Genomic DNA, 19,666 nt, shown 5'->3' with positions numbered 1-19,666 from the left:
ATTACCCCGTGGCCTCCCGCGGCAGCGCCAGGGCCATCAAGGCGCTCGCTGCCACCAGCGCCGCCGAGATCCACAGGCAGGCGGCCAGTCCATACACCTGGTAGACCCAGCCGGAGAGCAGGGTGCCCAGCAGGCGCCCCATGGCGTTGGCCATGTAGTAGAAGCCCACGTCCATGGAGACCCCGTCGGCGCGGGCGTAGTGGACGATCAGGTAGCTGTGCCAGCTGGAGTTGATGGCGAACAGCACGCCGAAGGCCAACAGGCCCGCCACCAGCCAGCCCACCTCGGCCAGGGGCAGCAAGGCCAGCAGTGCCGGCAGGCCGGCAAGCGCCAGGGCCCAGAAGGCGGTAATGCCCCGCGCGCCGCCCTTGACCAGGCCGGTGAGGCGCGGCGCCTGGGTCTGCACGCCGCCGTAGCCGATCACCCACACGGCCAGCAGGCCGCCCACCGTCCAGTGGCTCCAGCCATGCTGGTCGTAGAGGAACACCGGCAGGGCCACCACGAACCAGACATCGCGCGAGGCGAACAGGCACAGCCGCGCCGCCGAGAGCACATTGATGGCACGCGACTTGGAGAACACCTCGGTGAACTTCGGCTTGCGCTTCTGGCGCCCCAGGTCGGCCTTGAGGCGAACCAGCGACAGCGACAGCACCCCGATGAGCATCAACGCCATGAGGCCAACCGCGCCCTGAAAGCCGATCAGCGTCAACAGCACCCCGCCGAGAAAGAACCCCGCCCCCTTCAAGGCGTTCTTGGAACCGGTCAGGATCGCCACCCAGCGGTAGAGCGAGCTCTGAGCCGTGGGGCTGTCCCTGGGCACCAGCACCTTGACCGCGCTCTTGGCGCTCATCTTGTTGAGGTCCTTGGCGATGCCCGAGAGCGCCTGGGCCGCCATCACCCAGGGCACGGTGAGTGCCGCCGACGGCACCATCAGCATCGCCAACGCCACGATCTGCAGGCCGAGGCCAACGTTCATGGTGCGGTTGAGCCCCAGCCGGGCCCCCAGCCAGCCCCCTACCAGGTTGGTCACCACGCCGAAGGCCTCGTAGAAGAGGAACAGCATGGCCACTTCCAGTGGCGAGTAGCCCAACTGGTGGAAGTGCAGCACCACCAGCATGCGCAGGGCGCCGTCGGTGAGGGTGAAGGCCCAGTAGTTGCCGGTGATCAGCAGGTACTGGCGCACCTCGAAGGGAAGCTGCTTGATCCTCTCCGCCAGCGACATCGCCTCAGCCACGACTCACCTGCTCGCCTCCCACCTGCAGGGCCAGCTCGGCGGTGCGATTGGCGTAGCCCCACTCGTTGTCATACCAGGCGTAGAGCTTGAGCTGAGTACCGTTGATCACCATGGTCGAGAGGGCATCGATGATCGAGCTGCGCGGGTCGGTGCGGTAGTCGATGGAGACCAGCGGGCGCTCCTCGTACCCCAGGATGCCGGCGAGCTCGCCCTCGGCGGCGGCCTGGAGCGCCGCATTGACCTCCTCCACCGTCACCTCGCGTTCCAGCTCGAAGACCATGTCGGTCAGCGAGGCGTTGGCCAGCGGCACCCGCACGGCGTGGCCGTTGAGCTTGCCGGTGAGCTCGGGGAAGATCTCGGTGATCGCCTTGGCCGAGCCGGTGGTGGTGGGAATCAGGCTCATGCCGCAGGCCCGCGCGCGCCTGAGATCCTTGTGAGGGGCGTCGAGGATGACTTGGGTGTTGGTGATATCGTGCACCGTGGTCATCGAGCCGTGGCGGATTCCGTAGGTCTCGTGGATCACCTTGATCACCGGCGCCAGGCAGTTGGTGGTGCAACTCGCCGCGGTGACGATGCGATGGACGTCGGGGTCGTACTTGTCGTCGTTGACGCCGACCACCACATTGAGCACGTCGGCATCCTTGAGCGGTGCCGTGACCACCACCCGCGCCACGCCCTGATCGAAGTAGGGCGCGAGCTGCTCGCTCTTCTTGACCACTCCCGAGGCCTCGATCAGCACGTCGCACGCCGACCAGTCGCTCTCGTCAAAACCGCGATTGGCGCTGAAGGTGATACGACGGTCGTCGATGGTGAGCACCTCGTCCTCAGCGGCGATGCCATTTCCCGGCGACCAGTGGCCGTGGACGGAATCGAACTCGGTCAGATGAGCGAAGGTGGCGGTGTCGCCGCCGGGGTCGTTGATGCGCGCGATCTCGACCTCGCCGGCCTCGACCCGGGGCCAGAGGCTGCGCAGGGCCAGCCGCCCAATGCGACCGAAGCCGTTGATACCGATACGTACTGTCATGGGGATCCTCGTGTTGCGTCGTTACGTGATTAGCGCTGGATATCGTCCCGCGCCTTGATCTGCAGCCACAGCGAGAGGCGCTGGCGAATCTCGGCCAGTGCCTGCTCATAGGCATTCCGGCGCTCGATCAGGCGTGGGTCGCGAATATCCCAGTAGAGATGCTCGTCACTGCTGCCTTGCCAGTCGCGACACGCCTGCTGGGCCTTGTCACAAAGCACGATGACGGCGTTGAAATGTTCTCCAGCGAAGTCGTCCAGCGACTTGCTGGCCAACCCCTCGGTGGCGATGCCGTGCTTCTCCAGCGCCGCCAGTGTCATGGCATGGGGGGCATCTGGCTCGCTGCCGGCGCTGAAGGCGTCATAACGCTCCCATGCCATATGGCGAAGCAGTGCTTCACCCATCAGTGAGCGGGCGGAATTGGCATTACAGAGGAAAAGCACGCGCTGCTTGGCCATGGCATCGTCTCCTTAATATACGAAATATCATATATAAAGTGCAGAGGTGTCAACCTTGTGACAATCCAAACAAGAGACGGGGAAGCCTTGGCTTCCCCGTCGGTAATGGACTTGAACATGTAACTCGGCCATGGCATGCAGTGATGTAATCACTCGGCCTTCTCGGTAGAAGGGTTGGAAATAATGGTTAGAGTCAGCGACGCACAACTTTCTCCGCCTTTTCCATCGGCGTGTGACGCACATCTTGCCCTTCCACCATGTAGATAACATGCTCGGCAACATTACAAGCGTGATCACCGATCCTTTCCAAGGCCCGGAGAACCCACATGATGGAGAGACAACTGGTAATATTGCGTGGATCTTCCATCATGACGGTAGCCAATGAGCGTGCGGCAACTTTGTATTCTTCATCAACGCGCTTGTCTTCTTTCATCACCCGCAATGCCATCTGGGTATCGAACCGAGAAAATGAGTCAAGAGCATCTCGAACCATCGAGGTAACATGCTTCGCAATATAGCGGGCTTCGACATAACCTCTGGGCGTCGAAACGAGATTACCGCTTTCATCAAAATCAGAAAAAACAAATTTAGCAATTTTTTTAGCTTCATCACCAATGCGCTCGAGATCCGATACCATCTTTAAAACCGAAATCACCAACCGCAAATCGCTTGCGGCTGGTTGCCTTTTGGCGAATATCCGACTGGCCTCCTCATCAATCAGAATTTCAAGCTGATCAACTTCCTTGTCTTTGAGACGAGTTTCTTCGGCCAACTCATAATCGTGATTTTCGAGCGCCTCCATTGCCTTTACAATCTGATTTTCGACCATGCCCCCCATTGTCAAAAAATTAGTGCGAAGCTTGCTTAGATCTGAATTAAACTGCTGTGAAATGTGATGCAAATGATCTTCGCGACTTGTAGACATAATAGATCACCAAATAATATTGCTAAAAGATAAACTCCGCTCAACCAAAGCGACCCGTTATGTAATCTTCCGTGCGCTGGCACATAGGCCTAGTAAACAAAGAATCAGTTTCATTATATTCAATCAATTTACCCAGATACATATAAGACGTATAATTCGAAATACGAGCTGCCTGCTGCATATTATGCGTCACAATCAGCACCGTGACCTTACCGCTAAGCTGATTGATCAGATCTTCAATTTTTGCCGTAGCAATCGGATCCAGTGCAGAGGTCGGCTCATCCAGAAGAAGTATCTCAGGCTGAACCGCTAATGCCCGCGCAATACAAAGCCGCTGTTGTTGGCCACCGGACATGCTCAGTGCGGGCTGATCAAGTCGATCCTTGACTTCATCCCACAAGGCTGCCTGTCGCAACGATGTCTCGACAATTTCATCGAGCACACCTCGCTTGCTAATGCCGCGAATTTTAAGTCCGGCAATCACGTTTTCATAGATCGACTTGGGAAATGGGTTCGGTTTCTGAAACACCATGCCAACCCGCATCCGGACAATATTCGGATCCAGATCAATCAGGTTTTCATCTTCCGGCAACAGCTTGATAGAGCCTGAGTATTTTACTCCTTGGTACAGGTCGTGCATACGATTAAAACAGCGCAGAAAGGTGCTCTTACCACACCCTGAAGGGCCAATCAACGCCGTTACTTGCTTGTCGACCAGAGGCATGCTTACATCATCGATAGCTTGAGTACCATCCCCATACCAAAATTTAAGATTGGAGACACGGGCACGCAATGTACCTTCTGGCTCAAGATACCAGTGTTCGCGAGTTTCACTCGGCCTTTCCGACTGTGCTCTCATTTTAGCAGGCTGACCGATCCGGTTTTCTGCCATCTCATTCGCACTCATGGGCTGCCTCTTTTAAACACTTTCAAATAGCCGGCTTTGCCGAATACTAAAACAACCATTCAATCAGGACTTACGAGCCCGATATCGTATGTAAATAGCTAGCGCATTCATCGCCAAGGTCATGATAATCAATACAACACCCGCCGCTGCGGCTGTAATCTGAAAGTCAGCTTGTGGCCTGGAGACCCAGCCAAACATCTGAATCGGCATTACCGTAAACCCGCTGTTCAGCCATTCAAAGCTGATGAAGGGAAAATCCCCGGTAATCGGTGATTGTGGTAGGAATGCAATGAATGACAGGGCGCCGATAGTAATGATAGGGGCGGTTTCGCCAATGGCCCGGGAAAGACCGACAATAGCACCAGTAATGATACCAGGCTTGGCTGCGGGAATGATGTACATCGACATGGTCTGCCATTGGTTGGCGCCCAGGCCATAGGCCGCTTCCCGCAATTCACTGGGAATCGAGCGAATCGCCTCCCGCGTCGACACGATAATGATCGGCAAGATCAGCAGTGCCAGAACCAGGCCCGCAACCAGAACTGTTTCACCCATCCCGAAAGTCTGCACGAATAGACCAAGCGCGAGGAGACCATAGACAATGGAGGGAACGCCTGCCAGGTTGGACACGTTGATCTCAATAACATCGGTAAACCAATTTTTTTTCGCATATTCCTCTAAGTATAACCCTGCGGCAACACCTAGCGGAACCGCTACTACCGCGGTAACCACCATGACCATAATCGTGCCCACCCAGGCAGAGAGAATCCCGGCATCCAAGGGCCTTCGCGACGGAAACGACGTATAAAAATCAGGGTCGGCCAATCGTGGCGCCCCCCTCATAGCCAGATCCAAAAACAAAGCGACTAACGTGGTAATGGCGATAAACAGGACGAATATACCCAGCGACGCGAAAATGATATCCCGCGAACGATTCTTTCGAGATATTGAGGCGTAGTCAATGCCGCTTAGGACGTTCTCAGAGAGTGTATTCATGGTCACCTCAGTAAGCCTGGCGGTAGCGTTTGCGCAGGAAGAAACCGATCAGGTTGAATACCAGCGTTAGCAGGAACAGAACCATACCGGCCGCAAAGATGGACAGATAGGCAATGGAGCCATGGCTGACATCGCCCAAGCTGACCTGCACAATAAAGGTAGTGATGGTGGCCGCTCCCTCCATGGGGTTAAAAGTAAAGTTTGGCATCTGGCCTGCGGCGATGGCGACTACCATCGTCTCTCCTACTGCCCGAGACATTGCCAAAATGAAGGCAGCAGTAATACCTGACATGGCCGCAGGAATAACCACTCTGGTAGCCGTATGAAAACGGCTATAACCCAAAGCATATGCACCTTCACGCATGCTATTGGGTACCGCCCGCATGGCGTCTTCGCTGAGGGAGGTGGTGTAGGGCAATATCATAATCCCCATCACAAGACCCGGTGCTAACATGTTGAAACCCGGTAAACCAGGTAAAAACAACTGCAACATCGGGGTGACAAGCAGTAGAGCAAAATAACCATAGACCACGGTCGGGACACCCTCAAGAAGCTCCAGTATCGGCTTGACGGTTTCCCGCACATTATCGGGTGCATATTCGCTCAGGTAGACCGAGAGTACCAGACCGAAGGGTATGGACACCGCCAGGGCGATACCCGACACTACGATTGTGCCCGACAGCAGCGGCCAGATCCCGAAAGTCGGAACGGAGAACATCGGCGTCCAGCTGGTCCCTGAAACAAACTCCCACACAGAGACTTCTTCAAAGAACACCAGGGCTTCGCTTAGCAGCACATACACGATGCCGATGGTGACAAGTACGGAAACAGCCGCTGCAGCCATAAGCACATAGCGAGCAGACTGATTTACCATTTCACGCTTGCGCAGGAAATGCGGTGAGACCTGAAGCCCGGAGGACTCAGGGCGTGCAGGATTGGAGTTGGCCATTGGTCTTTACGCCCAATTGGTTAAAAAACAACCTTAACTATCATGACCAGAGCGGAAACAATGACGCTTCCGCTCTGGACTTTCCAAAAGCTAGTTCTTAGTAGTGCTTTTTGCGGTTCAGTGTCTCGACCACATCAACGCCTACCTCAGAACCTTCATATGCCGTGCCAACTTCACGGTCAGCCAAGACACGCAGCGCCGCTTCACGGACTTTCGCGCCCAAAGGCACATAGCCGACTTCGCTCACCAGCTCAGCATTTTCTTCTTGAAACAGGAACTCAGTGAACTTTTCAACGTAGTCCTTTTCCTCTATGGAAGCCTTGTTAGCGTAGAAGTAAAGCGGACGGGTCAGCGGCTGGTATTCCCCGTCACCCGCCGTTTGCTTGCTCGGTTCTACCGGCTCGCTGCCTTTCCAGGAAATGGGAACCGCTTTAAGCTTATCGGTGTTTTCCAGGTAGTAGGCGAGACCGAAGAAGCCCAGCGCGTTCTGGTCATTGGCCACACCCATCACCAGAACATTGTCATCTTCGCTAGCGGTAAAGTCACCACGACTGGAGTGTTCTTCCCCCACGATGGCGGCGGTGAAGTAGTCATAGGTACCGGAATCGGTGCCGGCACCAAACAGGTTCAGCGGCCGGTCCGGGAAGCCATCGCGCACCTGACTCCAGTTGGTGATCTCGCCCTGAGCTTCCGGCTCCCAGACTTTTTTAAGCTCTTCCACGGTCAGGTGGTCGACCCAGTCGTTTTGGGGGTTAACCACGACGCTCAGGGCATCCATGGCGACCGGCAATTCGAGAAACTCAACACCGTTTTTCTTGCACTCCTCGAGCTCTCCCGGGCGGATCGGGCGGGAAGCACCGGTAATATCGGTTTCACCGCGGCAGAACTTCTTGAAACCACCGCCGGTGCCGGAAAGACCAACGGTCACGCGGATCTCGCCACGATTGGCATTGCCAAATTCTTCAGCCATCGCCTCGGAAATCGGGAAGACGGTGCTAGAGCCATCGACCTGGACAGTATCAACGGCGGCAGCGTTCTGAGCCACCAGCGAGCCAGCAAGAACGGCACCGAACATAAGATGTTTTTTCATGCTTCTCTCCAATTGCGTGAAGCGCATTTAGGTTTGCGGGTCTTGGAGCAGCCTCCCGCTAAGGCACGGCATGCAACAGTCGTGTCTCACACCTTGCCTCAGCTAGATGACAGCTTCATGACAATTCCGTCTCAGCATGGTCATGTTTTCAAATTTCTGGCTGACCACAGTGAGCGGCCTCCGCGCTTCACATCTTGCCCCGGTGGCAATGACACCTTTGTGACAAGCCATGAAATTTATTACGCGACTACGCAGCGTCCTGACACGACCGCATGGCGCGACCCGCCAGCACGCGAATGCCGAGGTTGGCCGCGAGGGAGGCGCCCAGCATGGTGCCCACCATCGGCCAGGCGCTATCGATCTCGAAGGCCCCTACCAGTACCCCGGCCAGGGCGCCGCAGGAGAACTGCAGGCTGCCCTGCAGGGCCGCCGCGGTGGCGCTCATGTGATGAAAGCGGTCTAGCAGCGAGGTGATGGCGTTGGGGGCGATCAGGCCGATGGTGCCGGCGAACAGCATGATCAGCGGCACCATGGTGTAAAGCGACTCCAGGCCGCTGGCCACCATGAAGGCCAGTCCGGTGGCGGCGCCCAGCTGGATACCCAGGCCCAGGCGCAGGTTCTGCAGGGGCGTGCGCCATCTCAGCAGGCGGATGTTGAGGCGGTTGGCGGCCACCATGGCCACCACGTTGACGCCGAACACCAGGGGATAGAGCGACGGCGTCAGGTCGAAGTGCTCGAGATAGAGAAACGGCGAGGCGGTGACGAAGGCAAACAGCCCGGCAAACGACAGCGAGGCGGCGGCAACGAAGCCCATGGCCCGACGATCACGAAGCACGCTGGCGTAGTTGGCCAGCACCCTGGCCGGCGTTGCCGCGGACCGACCGGGCGGCCGTGTCTCGGGCAGCCGGGTAGCCAGCAGCCACATCAGGAAACCGGCGTAGCCGGCAAGAAACACGAAGATCAGCCACCAGTCGGCGAGATAGAGCAGCCCGCTGCCCACCACCGGTGCCACCAGTGGCGCCATGAGCATGATGATGGCCATGGTCGACATCACCTTGGCGGCTTCCCGGCCCTTGAAACAGTCGCGCACGATAGCCGCCGAATTGACCACCGTGGCGCCACCGCCCAGCGCCTGGACGAAGCGCCAGCCCAGCAGTTCACCCAGGGAGTCCACCGTGGTGATCACCAGGCTGGCCAGCAGGAAGACCACCAGCCCCCCCAGCAACACCGGCTTGCGCCCCACCCGATCGGACACCGGGCCGAACACCAGCTGGCCCAGCGCGAAGCCGGCCAGGAAGGTGGAGAGCGACAGCTCCGTGTGATGGATACTGGCGCCGATATGCCCGGCAATGGCCGACATGGCCGGCAGGTAGGCATCGATGGCGAAGGGCGCCAGGGCCGTGTTGGCGGCCACCAGCAGCGCCACGCGTCGGGAACTCAGGGTCAAGGCGCCTCCATGGCAGGACCGGTCAAACAGATAGAGGGCTAATGATACCCGAAACACCGCTCCCTGCCTCGGCCGTCTATATTCGGCCACCCTGCCTTGATAGAGTGACCCGATGACAACCGGAGGGATCCCGCCATGGCAGATGACCTGCTCTCACAACTCAAGACCATGACTACCGTGGTCGCCGACACCGGTGATCTCGAGGCGATTCGCCGCTTCGAGCCCACCGATGCCACCACCAACCCGTCCCTGATCCTCCAGGCGGCTCAGCAGGAGGCGCGCCGCGCGCGGCTGGCCGAGATCGCCCGCCATGCCACCGACATCGACGATGCCCTGGACGCGGTGGCGGTGGAGATCGGCAGCGAAGTCAGCGCCCTGATACCGGGCTATGTCTCCACCGAGGTCAGCGCCCGCCTCTCCTTCGATACCGATGCCACCCTGGCGCGAGCCCGCTCGCTGATCGAGCGTTACGCGCGTCACGGCGTCGGTCCCGAGCGCATCCTGATCAAGGTAGCCGCCACCTGGGAGGGCATCCGTGCCGCCCGGATCCTCGAGCGCGAAGGCATCCACACCAACCTCACCCTGCTGTTCAGCTTCGCCCAGGCGCGGGCCTGTGCGGATGCCGGGGTCACCCTGGTCTCGCCGTTCGTCGGTCGGATTCTCGACTGGCACAAGGCGAATGAGCCCGATGCCGACTTCAGCGGTGACAACGACCCGGGCGTGAAGTCCGTCAAGCGCATCTACGAGCACTTCAAGGGGCATGGCTATGACACCATCGTGATGGGCGCGAGCTTTCGCAACGCCGGCGAGATCATCGCCCTGGCCGGCTGCGATCGCCTGACCATCTCGCCCAAGCTGCTGGAGGAGCTGTCCGACACCCACGGCAGGCTGGCGCGTCGTCTGACGGCGCTGGATGCCGAGACGGCTGCCCCCGAGCCCCAGGACGAGGCCGAGTTCCGCTGGGAGATGAACGAGGATGCCATGGCCACCGAGAAGCTGGCGGAGGGTATCCGCAAGTTCATGGCCGACCAGCGCAAGCTGGAGGCACTGCTGGGCGAACTGAGGAAGAGCTGACCGGCCGGGACTCGCGAGGCCCCGGTCAGTGGCCGTGCGAGGCGGCCTCCTGGGCCTCGAGCATCTCGACGAGAGGCTGGAACTCCTCGCGGTTGTGTTCGTTCAGGCGCATCAGGATACGGTGCGCCTCAAGAACCCGCTGGCGGGTTTCCTCGACGTCGGTGGGAATCTCGGGGAGGTCGCAAAGCTCGCGGGTCTCGGTGATCGGCGTCTCCACCAGGGTGAAGATGCGCGAAAACCCCATGACGTCGAGCATCCGCCGAACATCGGGATTGTCGGCGATGATGGTCGGTCGCTCGGTGACGCGACCCTGCACCGCCATCGCCACCTTGGCGAGAAAGCCCAGGGCGGTGGAATCCACGTTGGTGGTGTCGCGCAGGTCGATGATCAGCGTCTCGAGGCCCGGTGTCTCGGCCAGTTGCCGGGCCTGACGGTCCAGGGTGGCGCAGAGCGTCAGACGCACGTCCCCGCAGAGCTTGAGGACGAAGACCCCGGAATCGAACGCCGCCTTGAGACGGCCCTCATGGTTTATCATTGCCAAATCCGCTCACCATCATGATCGTCAGGTCGTCTGGCAGTTCCTCGTGCCCTGGGCCGCTCTCTGCGACGCTTTCATCATCGTCCGCCAGTGCCCCCAGTGCAAGGCTGCCACGTAGGTCCTCCAGCGTCTCGCTGGCCAGGACCCGCCGCTCGAGTTCCCTGAGCCGCAGATCTAGCGTGTCGCCCGGCAGACACTCCAGTATCCCATCCGAACACAGCCACAGCCGGAAGTTCTCCGGCAGCTCGCAGCCCAGCCTCGGGTAGTCGACCCCGGGGAAGAGGCCGACCGGCATGCCCTCGCCGGGCAGCGGCGTGATCTTGCCATCGGTCACCAGCAGGGGCATGGGCAGCTGAGCGCCCAGCGAATAGTGGAGATAACGACGTTGATGGTCAATGACCCCGACAAACAGGGTCGCATGCTTGCCGATGCCGGCATCCAGCAATTCGCGGTTGATTGCCGCCAGCCAGCGCGGCGCCAGCGCCTCGGGATGCTCGCCATCCCACTCGTGCTGCCAGTGATTGGAAAGATACTTCAGCAGTACGGTGACGAAGGCCGAGGAGGCCCCGTGTCCCGAGACATCGGCAAAGTAGAACAGGCTGTAGCGCTCGCTGAAGGCCTGGAAATCGAGGAAGTCCCCGGACAGGTAGAGCGAGGGCGCCAGCCAGTAGTCGAAGGTGACGTCATTCAGGGTCTGCGGCCGCGGCGGCAGCAGCTTGCGCTGGATCTGCCCGCCGGCCTGCTGGTCGAGTCGCAGCATCGCCAGGTGGGTCTCGAGACTCTCGTTGAGCTCCTCGAGATCCTCGTTGAGCTGGGCCAGGCGAGCGCGGTCATGTTCACGCTCGGCCGCCAGGCGATGCACCTCGATGGCCTTGCCGATCATGCGCCGCAGCAAGGAACCATGGCGCAGCGGGTCGATGATGTAGTCCACCAGGCCGGCATCGACCGCGCGCAGCAGGTCGGCATCCTGACGCTCGTCGCTGACCACCAGGGTCGGCAGCTGTTCGGCGAGCCGTATCCACTCGCCGCTGGGCACCGCCCTAGCATGGGCCACGATGAGGGCAGTTTCGGGGGGAAGGCCCTCGATGCTGTCGGCGGCATACACCGCCAGGCCATCACGGGCGATGGTCTCGGCCAGGGCATCGCGCTCCGGCCCCGGCACGTCGATCACCCCGATCAGTTGCTTGGCTGGTGGCATGCTGTCATGGCCTCAATCGGCGAAGGCGTCATCGAAGTCCGCATCATCGAAGTCGAACTCCTCGCTGGCGAAGGGATCCTCGCCCTGCTCGCCATCGCTGACCTCGAAGCGGCGCTGCTGCAGCCAGGTATCGCGGATGAAACTATAGCGGTCACCGCGGATCAGCTCCTCCTGGTCGAGCAGCCCGGCCCGGGCGTCGATCACCCTCAGGGCAGTAAGGCCCATGCGCACCTCGTCATCCTCCACGTAGGTGGTCGGATAGGTGACCATGTCCGCCGGCAGGCCGGCAGTATCACGCACCGTGCTCGGGCCGAGCAGCGGCAGTACCAGGTAGGCCCCCTCGCCCACGCCCCAGACAGCCAGCGTCTGGCCGAAGTCCTCCTCGCGGCCGGTGACCTCCATTCGCGAGGCAACGTCGAACAGGCCACCGATGCCGACGGTGCTGTTGATCAGGAAGCGACCGGTGGCCACGCTGGCGTTGGTGCCATTGCCCTGCAGCAGGCTGTTGAGCGCGGTGCGCGGCTCTCCCAGGTTGGAGAAGAAGTTGCCCACACCGTTCTCCACCGGATCCGGGGTGATGAAACGGTAGCCCCGGGCCACCGGCTTGAGCGCGTAGCGGTCGACCACGTCATTGAAGGCAAAGACCTTGCGGTTGAAGCCCTCCCAGGGGTCGTCGGGATGGCGCTCCCGCATTTCGCCGCTGGTGGCACAGCCCGCAGTTGCCAGCAGTGACACCACCAGTCCACCCCGCCCGACCCATCTCGTCAGCCCCTGTCTCATCGGCTTGCTCGCCTCCCAGCGGTTCCCTGTCATGACACTCATTGGCGACGTACCACCACGCTGCCGGCACTGTATCCCGCGCCGAAGGAACAGACCACCCCGAGCGCGCCACCCGGCAGGTCACCCCGGTGCAGGTGGAAGGCGATGATCGAGCCCGCCGAGCTGGTGTTGGCGTAGCGATCGAGGATGATCGGCGCCTGATCGGGACTCGGGTCATGACCCAGCACGCGCCGGGCGATGAGGTCGTTCATATGGCGGTTGGCCTGGTGCAGCCAGAGCCGTGACAGGTCGCCGCCGGTGAGTTCGAGACTCGCCAGATGGTCGGTGATCAGCGCCGCCACCAGGGGGCAGACCTCCTTGAAGACCCGCCGGCCCTCCTGGACGAAGAGCTTGTCGACGGCCTGCGGGTCGCTGTCGGTGACCCGGTTGAGGAAGCCGGCGTTGTTGCGGATGGCATTGGAGAAGCGCGTTACCAGGCGCGTGCCGAGGATCTCGAAGCGCTCCTCGGCCCAAGCCACCTCCTCGCTCTCGAGCACGATGGCAGTACAGGCATCGCCGAAGATGAAATGGCTGTCACGGTCCCGGAAGTTGAGGTGCGCCGAGCAGATCTCCGGGTCGACCACCAGCGCACGCTTGACGCTCCCGGCGCGGATGGCGTTGGCGGCGGTCTCGATGGCGAAGGTCGCCGAGCTGCAGGCGACGTTCATGTCGAAGGCATAGCCGCCCGCACCGAGGGCGTCCTGGAGCTCCACCGCGACGGCCGGGTAGGGCCGCTCCAGGTTGGAGCAGGCGACGATGACCAGCTCGATATCGCCGGCCTCGACCCCCGCCGCGCCGAGGGCCTCGCGTGCCGCGGCCAGGCCCATCTCGCACTGGATGGAGGGCGCGTCGTTGGCGCGTTCCGGCAGCCGCGGGCGCATGCGCTCGGGGTCGAGGATGCCCTCGGCGTCGAGCACGTAGCGGCTGTGGATGCCCGAGGCCTTGACGATGAACTCGGTGCTGGAGTGCGGCAGCGGCTCACGTTCGCCGGCGGCGATGGCAGCGGCATGGCGCGCGTTCTCGGCGTCTACCCAGGCATTGAACGAGGCCACCAGGGCCGCATTGTCGATGGCGTGCTCTGGGGTGAAGAGCCCCGTCCCGGTGATCACCACTTGGCTCATGTCGCTCTCCCTGTGAGTTCTGTCCAGCGCTTCTCGAGGCGTTTGGTGGAGACCGGGAACTTCGTGCCCAGCTGCTGGGCAAACAGCGAGACCCGCAACTCCTCGAGCCACCAGCCGAATTCTACGAGTGCCGGGGCCTCCACCCCGCCGCGCCGTTCGCTGTCGCGACGCGCGGCCAGGCGGGCCTCGAAGTCCTGGATCTCCTGCATATGCATCTGGTCGCGCATGCGTTCCCGCGGTGCCTTCTCCAGGCGGATCAGCGCCGCCTCCATGTAGCGAGGGTACTCCTCGAGCCACTCCCCGGCCTCGCTGACGAAACCGGGATGCACCAGCCGCTGCATCTGGGCCTTGAGGTCACTGTAGACCAGCGCCAGGGCCAGGTTCAGCTGCCCCTTGAGCGCCTTGGTCACGGCCAGGTGACCCTTGAGCGCCTGCTCCAGGGTGGCCACCAGGCTCTCCGCCCGGGGCAGCAGCGCGTCACGCGTCGCCTCGAGGCGCTGTTCCAGCTCGTCTCGCGAGCGCGGCAGCGGATCGGTGGCCACCACCTGGCGGAACACCCCGGCCACCACGTCCTCGATAAGCGCTCGCTTGCTGCCGACCTTGGCGAACAGCAGCGCACAGGTCTCGAGCCCCTTGAGGCGCTCGATGGCGCGTACCTGGTCGGGCAGGCGTTCCATGGCCGCCCTGACCACGCCGCGGCGATGGGCCTCGCGGGCCTTGTCGGGATGGTCGAAGAGCTCGACCCGGAAGGCGTCCTTGAGGGGCACCAGGGCCGGGTAGGCCTCCACCCGAATGCCGGCCTGGGTGGTGACCCGGGACTCGGGCAGCGGCGTCTCGGGCAGGGCCTCGAGGTCGCCCTCGCTGCTGGCCTGCTCGGCCAGGGCCCGGGCGCCCTCTCCCGCGGCCGCCTCGAAGCGACGCTCCAATTCGCGAGCGTCGCGGCCCTGGCCCAGGGTCCGCCCCTGGTGGTCGACCACCCGCAGGTTCATCGACAGGTGGGGGTCCAACTGGTCGAGGCGCCAGTCATCGGGATGCAGCCGGACCCCGGTGCGACGGCGCAGGAACTCGCCCAGCGCTTCGGTGAGCGGCACGTCGTCCGGCGTCATGGTCTCGAGGGCGGCATCGACCCAGTCGGGAATCGGCACCACCTGGCGGCGCACCGCCTTGGGCAGCGACTTCATCAGCGCAATGCACTTCTCGCGCAGCAGGCCCGGCACCAGCCACTCGAGCCGCGCCAGGGGCAGTTGAGGCAGCATGGCCGCCGGCACGGTCAGCGTCACGCCGTCATCCGCGGCCCCAGGCTCGAAGTGGTAGCTGAGTGGATAGCGCACGCCCCCGAGCACCAGCTCGTCGGGATAGTCGGCCTCGGTGACCTCCCCGGCCTCCCGGGCTAGCAGGGCCGCGCGGTCGAACTTGAGGATATCGGGGTCCTCTCGTTCGGCCTTGCGGCGCCAGGCCTCGAAGCCCTTGCCGTTGACGACCTCCTCGGGGATGCGCTCGTCGTAGAAGGCGAACAGGGCCTCCTCGTCGACCAGGATATCGCGCTTGCGGGCGCGGTCCTCGAGGTCCTCGACCTCCTCCACCAGCGCGCGGTTGTGGGCGAAGAACGCGCCCTTGGTACGGAACTCGCCCTCCACCAGCGCCCGGCGGATGAAGAGCTCCCGGGACTCCTGCGGGGCGATGGGGCCATAGTGGACCTTGCGTCCGGCGACGATCGGCAGGCCGAAGAGCGTGACCTGTTCGGTGGCGACCACCTGGGCACGCTTCATCTCCCAGTGTGGCTCGGCATAGGAGCGCTTCACCAGGTGGCCGGCCAGCGGCTCGATCCACTGGGGCTCGATCCGGGCCACGGTACGGGCGAAGAGCTTGCTGGTCTCGACCAGCTCGAAGGCCATCAGCCACTTGGGGGACTTCTTGGCCAGCCCCGAGCCCGGATGGATCAGGAACTTGCGGTTGCGCGCCCCCAGGTAGTCGCGATTCTCGGTGGCGAGCCCCAGGTGCGAGAGCAGCCCGGTGAGCAGGGCCTTGTGCAGCGACACGCTGCTCTCCCGGCGGGCCTCCTGGCGCGCCTTGTCGTCCCTGTCCGGGGCATCGGCAGCGGGCCGCGGGGCCGGCGGCGGCACCTCGATCTCCATGTCGCGCAGCAGCTGGCGAAGCTGGCGGAAGGTGTCGTGCCACTCGCGCAGGCGCAGGTAGTTGAGGTAGTGCTCCTTGCACCAGCGCCGCAGCCGGTTGCCGGAGAGCTCCTCCCGGGCGGCCTCGAAGCCGTTCCAGAGATTGAGCAGGGCCACGAAGTCGGAGTCCGGGTCCTGCCAGCGGCGGTGGGCCTGGTCGGCGGCCTGGCGCTTGTCGGCCGGCCGGTCGCGGGGGTCCTGCACCGCCAGGCCGGCGACCACGATCAGCACCTCGCGCAGCCCGCCCTGCTCGGCGCCGGCCAGCACCATGCGCGCCAGGCGCGGGTCGATGGGCAGCCGCGAGAGCTTGCGCCCCAGCGGGGTCAGGCGGTTGCTGGCGTCCACCGCGCCCAGTTCGAAGAGCAGCCGGAAGCCGTCGGTGACGAAGCGCGAGTCCGGCGGATCGACGAAGGGGAAGGCCTCGATGTCACCCAGCTTCAGCGAGAGCATCGAGAGGATCACCGAGGCCAGGTTGGTCCGGCGGATCTCGGGGTCGGTGAACGCGGGCCGGGCGAGGAAGTCCTCCTCGTCGTAGAGGCGGATGCAGACCCCCTCGGCGACGCGCCCGCAGCGCCCCTTGCGCTGGTTGGCACTGGCCTGACTGACCGGTTCGACCGGCAGGCGCTGGATCTTGGCCTTGTAGCTGTAGCGGCTGAGGCGAACCAGGCCCGGGTCGATGACGTAGCGGATGCCCGGCACGGTGAGCGAGGTCTCCGCCACGTTGGTGGAGAGCACGATGCGCCGCCCCGCATGGGGGGCGAAGACCCGGTTCTGCTCGGCATTGGAGAGCCGCGCGTAGAGCGGCAGGATCTCGGTGCCCTTGAGGTCGGCGCGGCGCAGGGTGTCGGCGGTCTCGCGGATCTCGCGTTCGCCGGGCAGGAACACCAGGATGTCGCGAGGGCCATGGAACCAGCGCTTGTCGCGCTCGACCTGCTCGATCTCCTCCACGGCATGGAGGATCCCCTCCTGCAGGGTGCGGTCCTCCTCGTCGTCGTCATCGCGCACCAGCGGCCGGTAGCGCACCTCCACCGGATAGGTGCGCCCGGAGACCTCCACCACCGGCGCCGGCCGGACATGCCCCTGCTCGTCGGTACGCCCGAAGTGCTCGGCGAAACGGGTCACGTCGATGGTCGCCGAGGTGATGATCACCTTGAGATCGGGACGCCGCGCGGTAAGGCGCTTGAGGTAGCCGAGCAGGAAATCGATGTTGAGGCTGCGCTCGTGGGCCTCGTCGATGATGATGGCCTCGTAGCGCAAGAGATCCGGGTCGTGGCGGGTCTCGGCGAGCAGGATGCCGTCGGTCATCAGCTTGACCAGGGTATCGTCGCTGCTCTGGTCGGTGAAGCGCACCTGGTAGCCCACCTGCTCGCCGAGCGGCACCCGGAGCTCCTCGGCGAGGCGGCTGGCCACCGAGCGCGCCGCCAGGCGCCGCGGCTGGGTGTGGCCGATCAACCCGCGCTGTCCCAGGCCCAGCTCGAGGCAGAGCTTGGGCAGCTGGGTGGTCTTGCCCGAGCCGGTCTCGCCGGCCACCACCACCACCTGGTGTTCACGCAGGGCCGCGAGGATGTCCTCCCGGCGTTCCGCCACCGGCAGCGATGGCGGGTACTCGAGAGCTACCGGCCTCGCCCGGCGACGCTCCACCTGCTGCCGTGACCGCTCGAGGGCGTGTCGTACCTCGGCGAGGCCGCGATCCACGGGCTTGCCCTCCCTGAGGCGACGGCGCAGGCCGCGCAGGCGCTTGTCCAGGATCGGGACATCGCGGCGCAGGGCATCCTTGAGCTCGCGGGCCAAGGCGTCGAACTCGGCGGTATCCTGGGCATTCGTGGCAGGGGCCTGGCGGGTCTCGGTGGTCACGGTCTCGACAGTCGTCTCCGGGTCACGGTCATCAAAAAACGGCCCGTCCGGGACTTCCGGAGCGGGCCGAGCATTGTAACGCCGAGGTCACGGCGACGCCTAATCGACACCATCAAAGCGTGGCTATCAGGTCGCGCAAAGAAAGCTATGGCTTCTCGCGCTCCTCATCGCGCAGCTGGCGACGCAGGACCTTGCCCACATTCGTCTTGGGCAGCTCGTCGCGAAACTCCACGTACCTCGGTACCTTGTAGCCTGAGAGGTCCTTCTTGCACCAGGCGCGCAGGGTCTCGGCATCGAGGGCCTCGTCCCGGGCGACGACGAACAGCTTGATCGCCTCGCCGCTGGTCTCATCGGGCACGCCCACGGCCGCGGACTCGATCACCCCCGGGTGGGCCGCCACCACGTCCTCGATCTCATTGGGATACACGTTGAAGCCGGAGACCAGGATCATGTCCTTCTTGCGGTCGACGATGCGGATATAGCCGTCCGACTGGAGCACGGCGATGTCGCCGGTATGAAACCACCCTTGGTCATCGATGACCCGTGCGGTCTCCTCGTCCCGGCTCCAGTAGCCCTTCATCACCTGAGGGCCCCTGACGCAGAGTTCCCCGGCGGCATCGAGGGGGGCATCCTGGCCATCGGCATCCACCACCTTCACCTCGGTCCCCGCCACCGGTTTGCCGATGGTACCCAGCTGGATGGCGTCCACGGGGTTGAAGCTGACGATGGGCGAGGTCTCGGTCAGGCCATAGCCCTCGGCCACCGGGCAGCCGGTGACCTCCTCCCAGCGCTGCGCCGCGGCGCGGGTCAGGGCCATGCCGCCGGAAATCGTCAGGTGCAGGCGGGAGAAGTCGAGGCGACGGAAGTCCTCGCGGTTGCACAGGGCATTGAAGAGGGTGTTGAGCCCGATGAAGCCGGTAAAGGAGAGCCCCTTGAGGGTCTTGACGAAGGTATCCAGGTCACGGGGATTGGTGATCAGCACCGAGTGGTTGCCGGTCTCCATCATGAACAGGCAGTTCACCGTGAAGGTGTAGATATGGTAGACGGGCAGCGGCGCGATAATGGTCTCGGCGCCGTCGGTCAGCGCCGGGCCGATGGCCTGGCGGGCCTGGAGCATGTTGGCCACCAGGTTACGGTGGGTCAGCATGGCGCCCTTGGCCAGCCCCGTGGTGCCGCCGGTGTACTGCAGCGCGGCGATATCGTCGGGGCCGCGCGTCACCTCCTGGTGACGACGCCCGGCGCCTGCCTTCAGGGCCTGTCGCAGCGGCGTGGCACCGGGCAGCGAGTAGGCCGGCACCATCTTCTTGACGTGCTTGACCACGGCATTGATCAGCTGGCGCTTCGGGAAGCCGTGCAGGTCGCCAAGCTCGGTCACCACCACATGCTGGATATCGGTACGCTCGAGGATCCGCTCGAGCTTGTCGGCCATGTTGGCCAGGATGACGATGGCCCTGACGCCGGAGTCCTTGAACTGGTGGGCCATCTCTCGCTCGGTATAGAGCGGGTTGGTGTTGACCACCACCAGCCCCGCGCGCAGGGCACCGAAGACCGCCACCGGGAACTGCAGCACGTTGGGCAGCTGGATGGCGATGCGGTCCCCCGGCTGCAGCGTGGTCTCCTGCTGCAGCCAGGCGGCGAAGTCGCCGGAGAGACGGTCGAGCTCGGCATAGGTCAGCACCCGCCCCATGCAGCTGAACGCCGGCTTGTCGGCAAAGCGCGCCACGGAGGAGTGGAAGACATCCAACACCGAGGCGTAGGCGTCAAGCCCCTCCAGGGGCTGACCGGTCAGGATGGCGGGCTTGGCGTTCTCGCTCATGGGCTGTCTCCACGCTGCGGCTGATGTCATCAGCGGACTTGTTGT

16 protein-coding genes are annotated in these 19,666 nt (G+C 63.1%); 1 reads left to right on the top strand and 15 read right to left on the bottom strand.

The features are described from left to right. Position 1: 1 nt before the first annotated feature. The 9 genes from arsJ to M8009_RS10700 form a co-directional block, all read right to left on the bottom strand. On the bottom strand, positions 2-1,222 hold the full coding sequence (arsJ, locus tag M8009_RS10740; protein ID WP_250061183.1) for an organoarsenical effux MFS transporter ArsJ: 1,221 nt from the start codon (positions 1,220-1,222) through the stop codon (positions 2-4). A 4-nt stretch (positions 1,223-1,226) separates the two neighbouring features. Then, positions 1,227-2,258, bottom strand: coding sequence for an ArsJ-associated glyceraldehyde-3-phosphate dehydrogenase (locus M8009_RS10735; RefSeq protein WP_250060877.1), 1,032 nt, complete (start codon positions 2,256-2,258; stop codon positions 1,227-1,229). Between the two features lie 29 nt (positions 2,259-2,287). Next, complete coding sequence (locus M8009_RS10730) at positions 2,288-2,713, bottom strand: arsenate reductase ArsC (RefSeq protein ID WP_250060875.1); 426 nt, start codon at positions 2,711-2,713, stop codon at positions 2,288-2,290. 193 nt (positions 2,714-2,906) lie between these two features. Beyond that, on the bottom strand, positions 2,907-3,638 hold the full coding sequence (gene phoU / locus M8009_RS10725) for a phosphate signaling complex protein PhoU (RefSeq protein ID WP_250060873.1): 732 nt from the start codon (positions 3,636-3,638) through the stop codon (positions 2,907-2,909). A gap of 40 nt (positions 3,639-3,678) precedes the next feature. Further along, entirely contained in the window at positions 3,679-4,545 is an 867-nt protein-coding gene (pstB, locus tag M8009_RS10720; protein ID WP_250060871.1) for a phosphate ABC transporter ATP-binding protein PstB, read from the bottom strand. A 63-nt stretch (positions 4,546-4,608) separates the two neighbouring features. After that, complete coding sequence (gene pstA / locus M8009_RS10715) at positions 4,609-5,541, bottom strand: phosphate ABC transporter permease PstA (protein WP_250060861.1); 933 nt, start codon at positions 5,539-5,541, stop codon at positions 4,609-4,611. Between the two features lie 7 nt (positions 5,542-5,548). Continuing rightward, complete coding sequence (gene pstC, locus M8009_RS10710) at positions 5,549-6,490, bottom strand: phosphate ABC transporter permease subunit PstC (RefSeq protein WP_250060858.1); 942 nt, start codon at positions 6,488-6,490, stop codon at positions 5,549-5,551. Between the two features lie 97 nt (positions 6,491-6,587). Next, a complete protein-coding gene (locus M8009_RS10705) occupies positions 6,588-7,580 on the bottom strand; it encodes a PstS family phosphate ABC transporter substrate-binding protein (protein WP_250060856.1) in 993 nt (330 codons plus the stop codon). A gap of 247 nt (positions 7,581-7,827) precedes the next feature. Then, on the bottom strand, positions 7,828-9,027 hold the full coding sequence (locus M8009_RS10700; RefSeq protein WP_250060854.1) for a Bcr/CflA family multidrug efflux MFS transporter: 1,200 nt from the start codon (positions 9,025-9,027) through the stop codon (positions 7,828-7,830). 135 nt (positions 9,028-9,162) lie between these two features. Between M8009_RS10700 and tal the strand changes: the two genes are divergently transcribed. Then, complete coding sequence (tal, locus tag M8009_RS10695; RefSeq protein ID WP_250060852.1) at positions 9,163-10,101, top strand: transaldolase; 939 nt, start codon at positions 9,163-9,165, stop codon at positions 10,099-10,101. 25 nt (positions 10,102-10,126) lie between these two features. On the opposite strand, the gene M8009_RS10690 is transcribed toward tal, so the two are convergent. From M8009_RS10690 to M8009_RS10665, 6 genes are all read right to left on the bottom strand, one after another. Further along, positions 10,127-10,636 (bottom strand): STAS domain-containing protein, encoded by a 510-nt coding sequence (locus tag M8009_RS10690; RefSeq protein WP_250060850.1) that lies wholly within the window; start codon positions 10,634-10,636, stop codon positions 10,127-10,129. Next, positions 10,623-11,837 (bottom strand): PP2C family protein-serine/threonine phosphatase, encoded by a 1,215-nt coding sequence (locus M8009_RS10685; protein WP_250060848.1) that lies wholly within the window; start codon positions 11,835-11,837, stop codon positions 10,623-10,625. The genes M8009_RS10690 and M8009_RS10685 overlap by 14 nt, the downstream gene beginning before the upstream one ends. 12 nt (positions 11,838-11,849) lie before the next feature. Continuing rightward, a complete protein-coding gene (locus tag M8009_RS10680) occupies positions 11,850-12,617 on the bottom strand; it encodes an MlaA family lipoprotein (RefSeq protein WP_250060846.1) in 768 nt (255 codons plus the stop codon). A 38-nt stretch (positions 12,618-12,655) separates the two neighbouring features. Next, the gene (locus tag M8009_RS10675; RefSeq protein WP_250060844.1) at positions 12,656-13,777 is read right to left on the bottom strand and encodes a beta-ketoacyl-ACP synthase III; all 1,122 of its coding nucleotides are present in this window, start codon (positions 13,775-13,777) and stop codon (positions 12,656-12,658) included. Next, the gene (gene hrpA, locus M8009_RS10670; protein ID WP_250061181.1) at positions 13,774-17,742 is read right to left on the bottom strand and encodes an ATP-dependent RNA helicase HrpA; all 3,969 of its coding nucleotides are present in this window, start codon (positions 17,740-17,742) and stop codon (positions 13,774-13,776) included. Before hrpA ends, M8009_RS10675 begins: the two co-directional genes overlap by 4 nt. 208 nt (positions 17,743-17,950) lie before the next feature. Next, the gene (locus tag M8009_RS10665; protein WP_250060842.1) at positions 17,951-19,621 is read right to left on the bottom strand and encodes an AMP-binding protein; all 1,671 of its coding nucleotides are present in this window, start codon (positions 19,619-19,621) and stop codon (positions 17,951-17,953) included. Between the last annotated feature and the right edge of the window lie 45 nt (positions 19,622-19,666).

It is taken from the genome of Halomonas gemina (assembly GCF_023554995.1).
GTDB classification, from domain to species: Bacteria; Pseudomonadota; Gammaproteobacteria; order Pseudomonadales; family Halomonadaceae; genus Halomonas; species Halomonas gemina.
Note: the sequence above shows the minus strand (reverse complement) of the source record. Positions and strands in the feature narration are given on the sequence as shown.